Raw genomic sequence first — 14,894 nt, 5'->3', positions numbered from 1 at the left:
ATTCCCAAGGGAAAGCGCGCTACGCGCTTTTCCCGGGAAAACCGTTTCACACTTTTCCTGGAATTGCTCAGAAATAGCGGCGGTGCGAACGGCTTTCGGTGAGTTCGCGCACCGCTTCGCGAAATTCGCGCAGGCTGGCGCGGATATCGTCGATTTGCGCCTGCTGGTCTTCCGGCGCCGCCCCAGCGGGCTGCGGAGAAGACCACGGCCCGGACGCCGCGGGCATCGGCTGAGCCTGCGAATAGGCATAGTCAGCCGGCTGACGAGGCTGCGCGTAGCCAGGCTGCTGCGCAGGGGAATTGGCGTGCGGAACCTCGTTCCGGAAGTCCGGCTGGCGATAGCCCACAGGCTCCTGCACCGGCCTTGTATATTCGGCGGCTGGTTGGGCGCGGTAGGTCTCGACGGGTTCGCCTGACGTCCCGCTACCCGGCGCGGCTTTGCGCATCGCCGAGAACAGTCCGTCGAACAGACCTGGGCTCCGGGCGGGAGCGGCCGCGGTCGGCAACACCGGAGGTGCTGCCGGTGGCGGCGCCACAGGCAGCGGCGCGCGATAGACCTTGTCCTCGACCGGAGGGCGGCGCTCGTCCATTCTGCCGCGCGAACGCGAATTGGCAGCGCCGCGCAGGCTGGCAAAGGCGCCGCGCATGGCGCCGAGACCGATGCCCGAAGCAAGTCCGAGCAGCAGGCCGGCCAGCGCTATTACAGCCCGCGACGGTCCGTTGGGTTCGAGCGGCGGTTGCGCGGGGGTCATCAGATTGATGTTGGTGGTGTTGATGTTTTGCTGTTCGCCGGTCTCCTTGGCGCGCAGAAGGTACTGTTCGTAGACGGAGCGTTTGGCCGTGGCATCACGCTCCAGTTCGCGCAGGCTGACCAGATCGCTGTTGACGTCTCCGCTCTGGACCTTTGCCTGAGCCAGGCGGGAAGCGAGATCCTGCTCAAGCTGAACCGAGCGCTTCAAATCGACCTGCAGCGACGAGGCGATGCGGCGCAGTTCGCCTGCGATGCGCTCGCGCGAGCCGTCGAGCTGGGCACTGAGCGCCTGGTATTCGGGATGACGCGGTCCCAGACGCACGGCGGCGCGGTCGGCCTCCTGCTTCAAAGCTGCATATTGCGCGCGCAGTTCGCTCATCGTGTTGGAATTGATTTCTTCCGGCAACGTGCCGTTGATGACCGAATTGACGTCCAGCGAACGCGCCGACGCGGCCCGGGCATTGAGTTCCAGCGTACGGGCCCGGGTGACTGAGAGCTGCTCGTTGAGCTTCAGCATCTGGTCGTCGCTGATCAGATGGCCCTGCGCGTCGACGAGATCATGCGTGGCCCTGAAATCCTCGACCTTGCGCTCCGCTGTCTCGACATTCTTGCGCAGGTCATCGAGCTTGGCCGTCAGCTGGTCCGTCGCGCGCCCGGCCATCCCGAACTGGTATTGGGCCGCCTCCTGCTGGAAAACGTCCCTGGTCCTATTGGCTATCTCCGCCGATTTGTCGGCGCTTTGAGTGGTGGCGCTGATGGAAACGACAAAGCTCTTGCCGCTGCGCTCAACCGACAGGCTCTTGGCCAGATTGCCGACCGCCAGCGCCTGGCGGCGCACTTCACCGCCGCCGCCAGGGCCATCCTGGCGCGACAGTATCGAGCGAATGAGCGACAGGACGCCAACGCCGCCAGAGCCCTGTCCGTTGAATTCCGGATCGTCGACGAGATTGAGATCGGCCACGACCTTGTCGAGGACCTTGCCGGATGTCACCATCTTGATGCGGGTTTCGACAACAGCCAGCGCCGCATCGGGCTGCCCGACCGGTTGGGTGAGATCGTTGTCGGAAAGCTTCAGGTCGCCTGGCTCGATGACCATCTGTGTGGTGGCTTCGTATTTCTTCGGTGTCGAAACGGCGACGGCGACGCCGAGCACCGTCCCCAATATCGTCGTCGAGACGATCAGCAACTTGGAACGACTAATGCCGCGGACGACCTGGAGCGGATCGATCAGCGGTTTCCATTCCTGCCCGTCATCGTCGTCGCGGTCCGGTCGCTGCTCGTGGAAAGAGCGGGGCTCATAGGCGGCGTGCTGCTGACGCCGGCCGGAAACAGGCTCCTCACGCGCGCTGCCGGCCGAAACGGGTTCGCCGTCGGCCTGGAACTGCGGCGGCTCGGGCGGTGACGTTGGCGCCGGATTCGACCGCGCCTCGCGTTGCGAGCGGGCTATGCGGTGACGCGTGGCGGCATCCTCGCGCCATGACGGATCCACCCGGTCACCGATCGAGACCGCCGACGCATCCGCCGCCTCATCGCCGCGCACGGCTTCGCCGAGCGCCAGGAGGGAACGCTCGCGCCTCCAGTCTTCACGGTTTTCCCTGTCGACCATTGTCTCGAAACTTTACCTTCGACGGCGCGGGAGCGGCGGTCGGCCAATCGTTAAGTCACGCTAAACAGGCATGGGAAACAAAAGGTTAATTTCCGAAGTCTGCAAGTGAAAGTTTCTCGCTTCGCCACGCATTGCCGGGATCTGTAAAATGGCGTCAGAACCGCACGTTAAGCTTTCCGGCTTACGGCTTTCCTCGATATGACGCAGGCCAGCGACATACCGCAAAGGCGGACATTCGCCCGCATCGGCACCTTCCTTGCCGAAAGACGGGGGCTGGTTCGCGACTATCTTTCAGCCATCAGCGGCGCCGGCGGGCGGCTGGTGTTCTCGCTTGCCTATTTCATCGCACTTGCCAACACGCTGTCGATTGCCGAGTTCGGCATGTTCGCCACCGCCTCGGCGGCCGGCGTCATGCTGTCGCGCATCCTCGCTTTCGGCTTCATCTCGGCGCTTTACCGCACAGCCACCATCCGCCCCAATCTGATCGGCACCTTCACCGCCGGCTTCCTTTTGCTTGGCGCCGTGTCCTTACCACTGCTGGCGGCCGCCTCGTGGGGCGTCTACCTGATCTTCTTCGCCAGCACCGTGCCTCTGGCCGTCTTTGCCGCAATCGTCTTTGCCGAAGCGCTTTTGTGGCGGCCGGTCGAGGTGGTGCTGATCGTCAACAACGGGCTCGGCAAATTCGGCCGCGCCGCGGTACTGTCGATCGTGACCACGGCGTTCCGTGCGCTGGGCGCCGTGCTGTTCATGCTGTCGGGGCAGCACAGCGTCTGGATCTGGTCATTGTTCTACATCGGCGCCAACGCCGCCTCGCTGCTGCTGGCCTTCGGCTTCTATTATCCACGCCAGCGGCTGAGGCTGCGCACCGAGCTCTATCTCAGGCGGCTTGCCGATTCGATCTATGTTGCCGGCGCCGAAGTGCTGTTCTACCTGCAGTCGGAATTCGACAAGCTGCTCGTCCTGGCGATCGGCGGGCCGCATCTGGCCGGCATCTATGCCATCATCATGCGGCTGGTCGACCTGACGGCAATACCAATCCGCACCTTCTCGATGATGCTGGTGCAGAAGATGATGCGGTCGCCGGAGCTGTTGTCGCGACTGCGGGTCAAGAGCGGTATCGAAGCCGGCGTGTTCCTGGTATCGACATTGACGCTGGCCGCACTCGGCATCGTGCTGCATTTCGTCCCCAATGCACTTGGCCGGAATGTCGCCGAGGCGGCGCCCTTGGTGGCATTGGCAATCGGCGTGCCGGGACTGCGCAACCTGGTCGAATACCAGGCCGAGCTGCTGTTCGCGCGCGGCCAGACCGCGCTCAGGGCGCTCAACCTCGGCCTGCTGGCGGGGCTGAAGGCGGTGCTGTTGACCTATGTGCTGACCACGATTGCCGACACGCCCACGCTTGTCGTATCGCTCAATGTCGTCTTCCTGCTGCTCTATCTCGCCTCGGCGCTGCTGACCTATTCGGCGCTGCGCAAGCCCGCCAAGGCAATCTAAGCCAATCCGATCAGGCGGCGGATGCGGCCGATATCGGTGCCGATGAAGGATTGCATGCCGATCGCCACCTGCCCCGGTGCCATAGCGGCGACGAAGCTGCGGAATTCGTCATCCGACAGCGCCTCCCCGGTCCAATGCACGCGGCAGAATTCCTCCGAGCCGTGGAAATGGCCGGCGCCCCCCAGCACATCGTCGACATAGCGGCCATAGATCATGCATTCGGAGAACCGGCGCACTGAAGCGATGACCTCGACCCAGCCGCGCGCGTGCACCTTCTCGATCTCGGCGCACATCGCCGTCACGGTCTGACGGCGCCAGGCGATCAGCGTCGAAATATAGTCGTGGTTCGAAACCTCGGATGCATCGATACCAATCGCCGAGGCCGCATTGCGCGACCAGATGCGATGCTCGTCGTGACCGTCGCTCGACAGCACGCCGTCGCGCCGGAACAGCCGCACCTTGCCGTCGCGCCAGAAGGCGCTCAGATCGAATGGCTTGAGGAAGGCGACGTCGGAATCGCAGAAGACCAGCACGTCTTCTCCAGCATGCGCAGCGATGGCGATGCGGCGCAGCTGCTGCACATGCCAGCCGCGCAGCGGCTGGGTCTTGAAACTGAGCCAGATGCGACGGCGAAAGAGGCTCATCGGATCGTCGAACACACGCAGCCAGCGCGGCAGCAGGTCGCGCTCGTCGACAACGCTGCGGCGGTCGTTTTCCAACTGGCGAAACAGCGCCACGTCGCGGTGCTCGACCAGAATGTAATGATGCGCCACGCCGGAGACATGGCGGTCGAGGGTCTCGCACAACAGGCGGCAGCGTTCGAAATCCGGCGCATAGCTGGCGGTCACCACCGCCGCCGTCGGCGTTTGCGGCAGGGCACCGGTCTCGGCTGCAGGGCTCGGCACGACGCGGCTGTTCACCGCAACTCTCCGGCGGGCTCGGGCCGACGCGAGAATTTCTGCCTGACGACACGCAGCAGGAACACCGGATTGCCGACGACGTAGCGGCGCCACAGCCGGCCGGGCTCGATGCACAGACGGAACAACCATTCGAGCCTCAGCTGGCGCATCCACAGAGGCGCCCGCGGCACCGTGCCGGAGAGAAAATCGAGCAGCGCGCCGACGGCGATCGGCAGCGTGCAGTGGCGGGCATCGATATGACGGGCGATCCACAATTCCTGGCGCGGCACGCCCATGGCCACAAGCAGCACGTCGGGCCGCAATGCCTCGATGCGATCGACGATCGCCTGCTCTTCGGCGGGGGAGAAATAGCCGTCATGGATGACGACGAATTCGTGCTGCACCGCCAGAGCGGCTAGCCTGACCGACGCCGCCTCGGCGTTGGCGCGGGTGGCGCCAAGCAACCCGACGGTCAGCGGCCTCGCCGATGCCTGCAGAAAGGCCGGAATGAGATCAGTGCCGTTGAGATTGTCCGGGAACGGCGCGCCGTAGAGCAGCTTTGCCGCCAGATCGACGCCAACGCCGTCAGGCAGGATGAGGAAATCGTCGAGCGCCTCGGCAAAGACCGGATCGGTAGAGGCGATGTTGGCGTTGTGAGCGTTGAGAAAACTGACCTTGGTGAAGCGCCGCTCGGCAATCAGACGAGCGAGCAGCGCGATCGCGTCATCCCAGCCGATGGCAAGGACCGAAATGCCAAGGATCGTCTTCAGCGTATCGAGCCCGAAGGCGGCGCGGGCGGTGTGCATGTTCATGCAAACACCTCCTCCCCCACCGACCCGAGCTTTTCCAGGCCGAGCCTGATGGCGGCATCCAGTGCCTTGATCTGCCGGCGGTGAAAGGCGCTGCCATCGACATCCTTGACATCGGCCGCCGCTGCCTCCAGCGCGCCGGCGAAGGCGGCCGGATCGTCGGTGACGAAGCAATTTGCCGGGCGATGATCGATGCCGCGCAGCGAACGGCTGGTGGCGACCGACGGCAGGCCGAGCTCGAAGGTTTCGATGGTCTTGAGCTGAACGCCGCTGCCCGCGGTGCTGATCAGTGGAATGACGGCGGCGCCGCGCACGAAATTCTGGGCGTCGGACACGCGGCCGACAAATTCGACACCGGGATGGGCAGAGGTGATATCCGACGGCATGTTGCCGGCGACCCTGATGCGAAAGCTCCGGCGAAGATGCGGCACGACTTTTTCCAGGAACCAGTCGAGGCCGATGCGGTTCGGCTGCCAGGTCCAAGTGCCGATCAGCGCCGCGTCGCAATCGATGCGGCGCGGCTTGACCGGCTTTGGCGCCGTGGCTGTGGTCACCAGCGGCAGCACCGCCGAGCGGTCGTCGCTGGCAACGCCGAGTGCGGCGCGGTCTTCCTCGGCCAGCGTGAAGACGAAGCGAGCCCGGCGGCAGAGCCGCTCCTCCATGGTCTTGAGCAGCCTGGCCTCGCGGGCAAACAGCAGGCGCTGGAAGCGACTGTTTGCTGCTGCCGCATTCTCTTTGGCCGAACCATGTTCGACATTGTGGGCGACGAAAATCGAGGGACGGTCGGCGAACAGTTTTTCAAAGGCGCCGGCGAACTGCACCGAATTCAGGACATAGCCGTCGAAGGGACCGGCGCGCTCGATCGCGGCACGGACTTCGCTGTCGGAAACCGCGCGCAGCTTCACGGAAGCGAAGGTGAGCCCTGACAGCACCGCCTTGCCAAGCCAGGCGAGCTTCTGCCGCGCCGAGGCGCTTTCCGTGCGCACGTCGACGGCGCCGAGCACGATGGTGTTTTCGGGGTCGCTGGGCGCCTTGCCCGGCCAGATGAAGCCGATGACGGTGACGCGCACGCCGGCGCGCCGCAAGGCGGCGATGATCGCAGCATTGGCGATCTCATAGCCCGAAGCGAGAGCGCCGTCGGGCACGATCGATGTGGCGAACAGCAGATGCATCTCACCTATCCAGGCGTCAGCCACTAGCAAAGCTGGGTGAACCCTTGATTAAATCACGCAACGCAACGGCTGAAAGGCGCGGACCGGCAGGCGCCGCTGCGAAAGGTGATTAACGAAACGTTATCGTCGCGGTGTTATCGAAAGCCAGATTCAAAACATGCGGCTGGAGCGGATGATCCCTTTGCCATCGGACGGTTCGGTATCGATTGCGGGACGCTCTCCGGGGCTCGCCGCAGAGACGATGGAAGCCGTCGTCACGCTGCCGACCTTCAAGCGGCCTCAACTGCTGCTCGAAACGCTGGCGTCGCTCAAGGCACAGCAAACCAGCCGGCGCTTCGCCGTCATCGTCATCGAAAACGAGGCCGAGGCGCGTGAGGGCGCCCAGGCGGCCGTGCCGCTGTTCGAACGCGACGATATGAAGGGCATGGTCATCATCGCGCATGAGCGGGGCAATTGCAGTGCCTACAATGCTGGCTGGCAGACGGCGATCCTGCATTTTCCGGATTTCCGCCACCTGCTGGTCATCGACGATGACGAGATCGCCGACGCGGACTGGCTGGAGCGCATGTGCAGGACGGCGGAGACGCTTGGCGCCGACATTGTCGGTGGCCCGCAGGTGCCGGTGTTTACCGATCCTGCTCACGCCAAATGGGCCGAGCACCCGGTGTTTGCGCCGCCCTATCGCCAGACCGGGCGCGTGGCCGCACTCTATTCCTCTGGCAACCTTCTGGTCGGGCGCAATGTGCTCACCATCATGGGGCCACCCTTCCTCGACCTGCGGTTCAACTTCATGGGCGGCGGCGATTCCGACTTCCTCAGCCGCTCGGCGCAGAAAGGTTTCGTGCTTGGCTGGTGCGCCGAGGCAAAGGTGCGCGAAGGCGTTCCAGCCCGGCGCGTCGAGGCTGACTGGATCCGCGCCCGATCCTTACGCAACGGTGTAATCTCGACGCTGGTCGAAAAGAAGAAGCGCGCCGGCATGCCATTCGCCGGCGCCAAGGTGTTTGCAAAAAGCCTGGCGCTGCTGATAGCCTCGCCCGTGCGCGGCGCAATCAAATTGGCGCGGACAGGATCGCTGTCGACGGCGCTTTACCCCGTCTATGTCTCGCTCGGCCGCGTGCTTGCCGAATTCGGATACGCCAATGAGCAATACAGGCAGCCTGAGAAGAACTGACGAGCTGCTGCTGGGCGGCATCGTCACCCGCAACAGTGTGGCGACGGCGATTGCCGCGCTGTTGTTTGCCGTCGTCATCGTGTCGTTCCGGCCGTTTCAGCCGGCAGGCGCGGAACTGACCGGCGACGGCGGCGACATCGTCAACCAGCTCGGCTTCAGTTCGCTCGGCGCCATTTCGATCTTCTCACTGCTGACGTTCGCCGACCCCAAGGTGGTGCGCTCGCTGCTCAGCCCGTCCTGGATTCTGATGCTCGGCTTTTTCATGCTTTCAGTCATCAACGCGACCGACCCGTCCTCGGCCATGCGCGCGGCCTTCTTCACGCTGCTTGGCGTTCTGACGATAGCGACGGTCCTGGTGCTGCCGCGCGATGCCGACAGTTTTTCGAAAGTCATCATATTCTGCGCGATCGTCGTTATCGGCCTGTCCTATATCGGCCTCATCGTCTTTCCGCATGAGGCCCTGCATACGGCCGATTCGCAGGAGCCCGAACATGCCGGCCTGTGGCGTGGTGTGTTCGCCCACAAGAACATTGCCGGACCAATCATGGCCTGCTTCAGCTTCGCCGGCCTCTATCTCTTCCGGCGCGGCCAGAAATTCTGGGGCGTGGCGATCTTCGGCGCGGCGATGATCTTCATGCTGCACACCGGATCCAAGACGACGGCCGGCCTGGTGCCGTTCTCGATCCTGATCGTCGTGCTGCCGGGCCTGATCGGCATGCGGTTCGGCACGCCGGTCCTGTTTGCACTGGCGATCATTGCGACGGCCATCGGCACCTTAGGCATCGTCTTCATCCCGCCGGTGAAGGAACTGGCGGCCATCTATTTCCCCGACCTCACCTATACCGGGCGCACGACGCTGTGGGAGTTCTCCGGCGAGATGCTGGCGAAGAAGCCCTGGACCGGCTACGGCTATGAAAGCTTCTGGGGCACGCCGCTGCTGCTGAGCCAGGACCAGCCCTTCGACCGGGCCTGGGACATCCGGACCATCGTGCATGGCCATGACGGCTATCTCGACATTGCGGTGCTGATGGGCATCCCGGCGCTGTGCGTTGCCGTCTACACTTTCCTGATCGCGCCGCTGCGCGACTACATGCGCATCCCGCCGCGCAAGGAGAACATCTATCTCGGTGACTTCTTCATGATGGTGGTGCTGTTCACGGCGCTGAACGCTTTCCTCGAAAGCTTCTTCTTCCACCGCGGCGACCCGGTCTGGCTGTTCTTCGTGCTCGGCGCGCTTGGCATGCGGCAAGTGTCGCTGCGGCCGATCGCGGTGCGCCGGCGACCTTGACCGGCTGGCCTGATCCAGGACCCCTTGAGGGGCTTTCCCGTCTGCCCGCTAGCGTCTAAGGAGAACCCTTGTCTCGGAGGGCTCTCAATGACGATCAGGCTTGTTCTCGCCGGTTGCGGCAATATGGGTTACGCCATGCTTGCGGGCTGGCTGAAATCCGGCAAGCTTGCCCCGCAAGCCGTGTTCGTGGTCGAGCCCAATGCCGAATTGCGCAAGCGCGCCGAGCACCTCGGTTGCAGTGTCGGCGCGGACGCGAACGGGATCCCCGCCGACGCAGAGCCCGACCTCGTCGTCATCGCCGTCAAGCCGCAGGTGATCCGCGACGTCACCGCCGCCTATAAGCGCTTCGGCGACGGCAGGACCACCTTCGTCAGCATCGCCGCGGGCACGCCGGTCGCCACCTTCGAGCACATACTCGGCCATCTCGCGCCTGTTATCCGCTGCATGCCCAACACGCCGGCCGCGATCGGCAAGGGCATGATGGTGGTCTATTCCAACCCGCTGGTGACCGACGACATCAGGCGTTTCGTTGCCGAGCTGCTGTCGGCGAGCGGTGTGGTGACGACGATCGACGACGAAGGCCTGATGGACGCGGTGACGGCGGTTTCGGGGTCCGGTCCGGCCTACATCTTCCATTTCATCGAGGCGCTTACGGTTGCAGCCGAGAAGGCCGGGCTGCCGACCGAGACCGCCAGGCTGCTGGCCATGCAGACCGTCTATGGCGCTGCTGCACTCGCTGCCGAAAGCGGCGAGGAGCCCGGCGTCCTGCGCCAGCAGGTGACCAGCCCCAACGGAACCACGGCAGCCGCCCTTGCCGTGCTGATGGGCGAAGACCGGCTGACGAAGCTGCTGACCGAGGCGGTGGAAGCCGCGCGGCTGCGGTCGGTGGAATTGGGGAAGTAGCCGAGACGCTCGCGGGGCCGTATCAGCCCCACTTCATCTCACCCTTGGCGACCTTTGCGCCCAGTTCCAGGGACGAGACGTCAAGAAGATCGGGATAGCGCCGCTTCATCGCTGCAATCAGCTCGACGCTGGATTTCGCTTTTTCGGCTTCCTTATTGAAAGCTTCGAGGTAGGCGCGGGTGAATTCCACGGCCGCCAGACCGTCCGGTGCACCGGCTACCTGATGGGACGGCACCACGATGTTGGGTTTGCGGGACGCGATTTCGTTGAGCGCGGCAATCCATTTCTTGCGGTCGTCTACGGTTGGCTCGTCGGCAACCCAGACATGTACGCCGGACGAGATCAGCACGCCGCCGAACACCGCTTCAAGGCTGGGCACCCAGAGATACCGCCGGTCTTTCAGATCGGCGACGGTGACGATCTCGATCTTGTTTCCTTCGATTTCAAGTGAGGTGATATCGGATGCCTCGGGAATGACGACATCCGCCAGGACCTTCGGTCCATTGTCCTTGAGCTGCGGGCCCCAGACATCCAGCTTGGCTTGCACATTGGCTTTGATGGCAGCCACCGTCGCAGCGGCTGCGATGATCTTGGCGTCGGGGAAAGCATCCGCGACGGGACGCAGGCCGAAATAATAGTCAGGGTCGCTGCAGCTGACGTAGATCGTGGTCAGAGTCTTGCCCGTCGCCTTGATCGCATCCGCGACCGCACGGCCATCCGACAGCGTAAATCCGCCATCGAGGAGGATGGCTTCCTTCTCACCGGTCAGCAGCACCGGCGTGCGGCGGAAACCCCTCTCGTCAGCCTGAAAATAGGTCCATTCCAGCTTGGCGGCGGCCTTGGCTGCAAAAGCCAGAGGCTGAAGCATGGCAACCATGCCCGTTGCCAGAAGGGTTTTCATTGTTTCGCGTCTTGTCCAAATGGTTTGCAAGATTTCAACCTCAATGGGGTTCAACTGATCGTTCGGAGATTGGCATCTCGGCATCGTTTGAAAAACCCGGATCAAAAAGACAGACTATATGAATGGATCATACAATGGCAGCCGATGGTCTGCGTCGTCAGCACGAGCGCAATGATCAGGCGTGTTGCGCGAGCAGGTCAACAGCCCCATGGCGCGACCGCGGCAGCATTTGGCCTGCTGGGCGGGAGCGGCTGACGAAGCTGCTGACCGAATCGTGGAACTGGGGGAGTAGGATCAGGCCAGATCGGTGTGGGAAAAGCCTTTCCCTTTGTAGAGCGAGGGCATCCCACGGCTTTTTGCCGAGGCATATGACAGGCAGTCAGCGAGGTTGAGCTGAGCCGGGTGGCCGCGACCTTTGCCATAGTTCGAAAAAGCCTGGATCGCGAGCTTGGCATCACCTCTTTCGATCGGAACCACCTCGATCGCGGCTTCGCGCAGGAAGTCTCCTATTGCCCTTTCGGCGAGAGCGGCTCCACCACCAACTTCGACGAAAGCCGCATCGCCGCTTCGAGCACGACCAGCGGAGATGTTATCCGTATCGAGGCCTGCCCGATCCGGCGGCTCCAATCGGCGGCGTCTTCCTCTGCGGCGAGGACAGCGATCACCACCGAGGTGTCGATGAACATCAGGAATGTCCCCACATCTCGTCGATCTCATCCTTAGTCAAATCCCTGCCGCCGCTTCCCGCCTTGGCCTTCAGATCGTTCGATATGGCGGCCAGCCGCTCAGCCAGCGGAACTCGTTCACGTTCGCGCTGAAGCTCGGATTCGAGCGCCTCGATCACCGCCTCGGTCATTGGAATCTTTCGCTTTTCGGCAAGCTGCCGGGCGAGGTCACGGGCGCGCGGGTCTCTGATCTGGAGATTCATCCTAGAAGCCTCCGTTCGGTGCCACTACAACATAGCGAGTTGTCATGACAAGGCCAGCCCGACTGGCCTGTCGTCCAATCTCAGCTCCCGTACAGCATCTCATCCTGCAGCTTGCGCAAAGCGAACAGCCTGGTCGTGCGGTCGGGTGTGGCGTTGTCGGTGGTGATGAGCTCGCCCTTCCTGACCGGCTTCAGCACCTTGCCGCCTTCGAGCAGGCCGACCGCGACGGCGCTGACGGCGCGGGCCTCTTCGACGGTCATTGTCCAGGAGCGGTAGCAGGTCTCACCGATGGCATCGAAGGTCTCGCCCATGGCGAGATCGCGCTTGGCGACCGCGCAGACCTCGGCCACCGGCTTCGGCAGCGGCACCATGTCGGGGCGGCCGTAGAGCATGATACGCGCTGCCGTCAGCGGCACTTCCAGCGAGGTCAGATGGTAGGGCCGGAAGAAGCTGTAATAGGGGCCGTGGCCGATATGCAGATCGTCCATGCGCTCGACGATGCGCGGATGCGTCGCCTCGACGATGACGAACACGCCCGGCGCCACACCCTTGCCGATCGTGTAGTCGACAACACCCTTCTTCGACAGGATGCCGCCATCGGCGCGCGGTATCAGCACCTTGGCCAGCTGGTCGCGGTCGGCCTTGGGCCCGTGCATGCCCGGCACATCGGGCACCAGCCCGGTGGCGTTGGCGATGGCGCACATCTCGACCATGGTTTTCGAGCCGTCTACGAACTCGACCAGCATGCGCGGGTTCATGTTGCGGCGAAGGGCTTCCTCGCGATAGTCATCCGGAACGGCATCGTGGTTGAGCGGGTTGTTCTTGCCCTTGCCAGCCGAGACGATGGTGTAGCCGAGCGCGGAGGCAAACTCGATCAACTCCATGCAGCTCGACGGCTCGTCGCCGGCGCCGACCGAATAGACGACGCCGAGCCGGTCTGCCTGCTGCTTGAGGTAGCAGCCGATCGTGACGTCGGCCTCGACATTCATCATCACCAGGTGCTTGCCGTGCTCCATCGCCTTCAAGTCGAAATCGGCGGCGACACCAGGCTTGCCGGTGGCGTCGATCACGACGTCGATCAGCGGATTGGTGACCAGCATCTCGTTCGAGGTGATGGCGATTTTCCCGGCCTCGATCGCCGCGGTGACTTTCGAACCCATGTCGGCCTCGACCGCCATCGCCTCGTCGCCATAGGCGATGCGGATGGCGTCACGCGCCGTGTGCGGACGCCGCGTCGAGATGGCCGCGACCGAGATGCCGGGCATCAGCATGCCTTGCGTGACCAGGTCGGTGCCCATTTCGCCGGAGCCGATGACGCCGATGCGCACCGGGCGTCCCTCGGCGGCGCGCCTGGCGAGATCGCGGGCCAGTCCGGTCAGGGCGACATTGGTCATGCAAGCGTGTCCACGGCTTCTTGATTGCAGGCGGGAATAGCAGGGAACGGCCCCGCTTTGCCAACGAAACCAGCGGACGGCGGCAATTTCTCCGGCAACAGGCCCGGCAGGTGAGGCCAACCCCAGTAGAGGCTGATTGACCCGCCTCGACGTCAAACCACCCTGATATAGCTCGTCATGCCGGTTTTCTGATGTTCGATGATGTGGCAGTGCAGCAGCCAATCGCCGGGATTGTCGGCGACGAAACCGAGCTGAACCTTCTCGTTGGGCTGCATGAGATAGGTGTCGGAGATGACCGGCTGAACCTGGCGCGTCGAAGACGACAGCACCTTGAAGCTCATGCCGTGCAGATGCATGGGATGCGATTGCGGCGTCAAGTTTTCCAGGTCGATGACATAGCTTTTGCCGAGCTTCAGCTCGGCCAAAGGCGCGGTCGGGTCCGGCGTGTCGCCGGGCCACGGCACCTTGTTGATGGCCCAGAAGGAGTAGCCGAGCGTGCCACATATGCTGTCGCTCGGCACGTTTTCCGCGGTGGCGCTGAGCGAGAGCGCGATGTGTTTCGCGCTGGCGAGATCCACCTCCGGCACCGGGTTGGCTTCCAGCGGTGCGAGGTCGCGCAAATCGCGCTTGAGCGAGCTGCCGGTGGCGCGCAAGGTGGCGAGGACCTTGGGTTTGGTGCCTCTGATGTCGCCCAGGCTGACGATCGCGCCCTCCTGGTCAGGCATGCGGATGGCGAGCTCCATGCGCTGCCCCGGTCCGAGCAGCAAAGCATCGGGCGCAAAACGCTGCGGCACCGGATTGCCGTCCAGCGCGATGACCGCGGCCTTCCCACCCTCGACGCGAAAGGCGTAGATGCGGGTGACATCGGTGATGGCGACCCGCAGCCGCACCAACCCGCCGGCCGGCGCGTCGAATTGCGGCTGGTCGAGCCAGTTGGCGGTGCGCACCGTGCCATAGGTTCCGGTTTTTGCGGCATCGCGCGGCCGGAATTGCTGGATGAACTGCGCGTCGTCGCCGAGGCGCCAGTCGCGCAGGTTGACGACGGCTTCGGCGTCGAATTTTGGATCGTTGGGGTTCTCGACCACGATCACGCCGGTGAGGCCATGGCCCATCTGCTCCAGCGTGTTGCAATGCGGGTGATACCAGAAGGTGCCGGCGTCGGGCGGGGTGAAGGCGTAGTCGAAATGATCGCCGGTATAGACGTAGGGCTGAACCAGGAAGGGGACGCCGTCCATCTTGTTTGGAACGCGAATGCCGTGCCAGTGGACCGTCGTCGGATCGTCGATGCCGTTGACGAGGCGGGCGGCGAAAGGCTCGCCTTTTTTCATCCGCAGTACAGGCGGCATGCCTGATTCACCATACGTCAGGACATCCCGGGTCTCGCTCGCATCCATGAACCTGGCCTGGATCTTTGCCGTCTTGAGCACCACCGGCTCAGGTGTGACAGCTGCCCAACCGCTGAGCCTGGTCATTGCTGCCAGCCCGACGCCGCCACCGCCGGCAACCGCAGCCGTTTTCAGAAGCCCGCGGCGGGTGAATAGGGTCATCTGGCGCTCCAACGGAATATGATTACCTGTCG

At 63.7% G+C, this 14,894-nt stretch carries 14 protein-coding genes; 4 read left to right on the top strand and 10 right to left on the bottom strand.

The window, feature by feature from the left end; genetic code table 11:
• Positions 1-67: 67 nt before the first annotated feature.
• Positions 68-2,356 carry a GumC family protein gene (locus tag NKI37_RS18240; protein ID WP_352794526.1) on the bottom strand — a complete coding sequence of 763 codons (2,289 nt, stop codon included), beginning with the start codon at positions 2,354-2,356 and terminating at the stop codon, positions 68-70.
• A 198-nt stretch (positions 2,357-2,554) separates the two neighbouring features.
• On the opposite strand from NKI37_RS18240, the gene NKI37_RS18235 reads away from it, so the two are divergent.
• Positions 2,555-3,850, top strand: coding sequence for a lipopolysaccharide biosynthesis protein (locus tag NKI37_RS18235; RefSeq protein ID WP_352789346.1), 1,296 nt, complete (start codon positions 2,555-2,557; stop codon positions 3,848-3,850).
• Here the strand turns inward: NKI37_RS18235 and NKI37_RS18230 are convergent.
• From NKI37_RS18230 to NKI37_RS18220, 3 genes are read right to left on the bottom strand one after another with little or no spacing between them, the layout of a single operon-like run.
• Positions 3,847-4,770 (bottom strand): DUF6492 family protein, encoded by a 924-nt coding sequence (locus NKI37_RS18230; protein WP_023704513.1) that lies wholly within the window; start codon positions 4,768-4,770, stop codon positions 3,847-3,849. The genes NKI37_RS18235 and NKI37_RS18230 overlap by 4 nt on opposite strands.
• Positions 4,767-5,561, bottom strand: coding sequence for a WecB/TagA/CpsF family glycosyltransferase (locus NKI37_RS18225; RefSeq protein WP_023669298.1), 795 nt, complete (start codon positions 5,559-5,561; stop codon positions 4,767-4,769). Before NKI37_RS18225 ends, NKI37_RS18230 begins: the two co-directional genes overlap by 4 nt.
• Complete coding sequence (locus NKI37_RS18220; protein WP_023669297.1) at positions 5,558-6,730, bottom strand: glycosyltransferase; 1,173 nt, start codon at positions 6,728-6,730, stop codon at positions 5,558-5,560. The genes NKI37_RS18225 and NKI37_RS18220 overlap by 4 nt, the downstream gene beginning before the upstream one ends.
• A gap of 172 nt (positions 6,731-6,902) precedes the next feature.
• Between NKI37_RS18220 and NKI37_RS18215 the strand changes: the two genes are divergently transcribed.
• From NKI37_RS18215 to proC, 3 genes are all read left to right on the top strand, one after another.
• The gene (locus NKI37_RS18215; RefSeq protein WP_352446451.1) at positions 6,903-7,901 is read left to right on the top strand and encodes a glycosyltransferase family 2 protein; all 999 of its coding nucleotides are present in this window, start codon (positions 6,903-6,905) and stop codon (positions 7,899-7,901) included.
• Positions 7,870-9,189, top strand: coding sequence for an O-antigen ligase family protein (locus NKI37_RS18210; RefSeq protein ID WP_352789344.1), 1,320 nt, complete (start codon positions 7,870-7,872; stop codon positions 9,187-9,189). Before NKI37_RS18215 ends, NKI37_RS18210 begins: the two co-directional genes overlap by 32 nt.
• Positions 9,190-9,276: 87 nt before the next feature.
• Positions 9,277-10,092, top strand: coding sequence for a pyrroline-5-carboxylate reductase (proC, locus tag NKI37_RS18205; protein WP_352789341.1), 816 nt, complete (start codon positions 9,277-9,279; stop codon positions 10,090-10,092).
• A gap of 22 nt (positions 10,093-10,114) precedes the next feature.
• Here proC and NKI37_RS18200 read toward each other — a convergent pair whose 3' ends face one another.
• From NKI37_RS18200 to NKI37_RS18175, 6 genes are all read right to left on the bottom strand, one after another.
• Entirely contained in the window at positions 10,115-11,014 is a 900-nt protein-coding gene (locus tag NKI37_RS18200) for an MBL fold metallo-hydrolase (RefSeq protein WP_023681902.1), read from the bottom strand.
• Between the two features lie 273 nt (positions 11,015-11,287).
• A complete protein-coding gene (locus tag NKI37_RS18195; RefSeq protein ID WP_280806608.1) occupies positions 11,288-11,470 on the bottom strand; it encodes a type II toxin-antitoxin system VapC family toxin in 183 nt (60 codons plus the stop codon).
• A 29-nt stretch (positions 11,471-11,499) separates the two neighbouring features.
• Entirely contained in the window at positions 11,500-11,679 is a 180-nt protein-coding gene (locus NKI37_RS18190) for a PIN domain-containing protein (RefSeq protein WP_352789338.1), read from the bottom strand.
• A complete protein-coding gene (locus NKI37_RS18185; RefSeq protein ID WP_023681903.1) occupies positions 11,679-11,921 on the bottom strand; it encodes a type II toxin-antitoxin system VapB family antitoxin in 243 nt (80 codons plus the stop codon). Before NKI37_RS18185 ends, NKI37_RS18190 begins: the two co-directional genes overlap by 1 nt.
• Positions 11,922-12,001: 80 nt before the next feature.
• Entirely contained in the window at positions 12,002-13,315 is a 1,314-nt protein-coding gene (locus NKI37_RS18180) for an NAD(P)H-dependent oxidoreductase (RefSeq protein WP_352789335.1), read from the bottom strand.
• Between the two features lie 152 nt (positions 13,316-13,467).
• The gene (locus NKI37_RS18175; RefSeq protein ID WP_352789333.1) at positions 13,468-14,862 is read right to left on the bottom strand and encodes a multicopper oxidase family protein; all 1,395 of its coding nucleotides are present in this window, start codon (positions 14,860-14,862) and stop codon (positions 13,468-13,470) included.
• Positions 14,863-14,894: the final 32 nt, after the last annotated feature.

Origin of the sequence: Mesorhizobium sp. M0626, assembly GCF_040320665.1 — a bacterium.
Classification (GTDB): Bacteria; Pseudomonadota; Alphaproteobacteria; order Rhizobiales; family Rhizobiaceae; genus Mesorhizobium.
The sequence above is the reverse complement of the archived record's forward strand: the minus strand, read 5'-3'. Positions and strand labels throughout refer to the sequence as shown.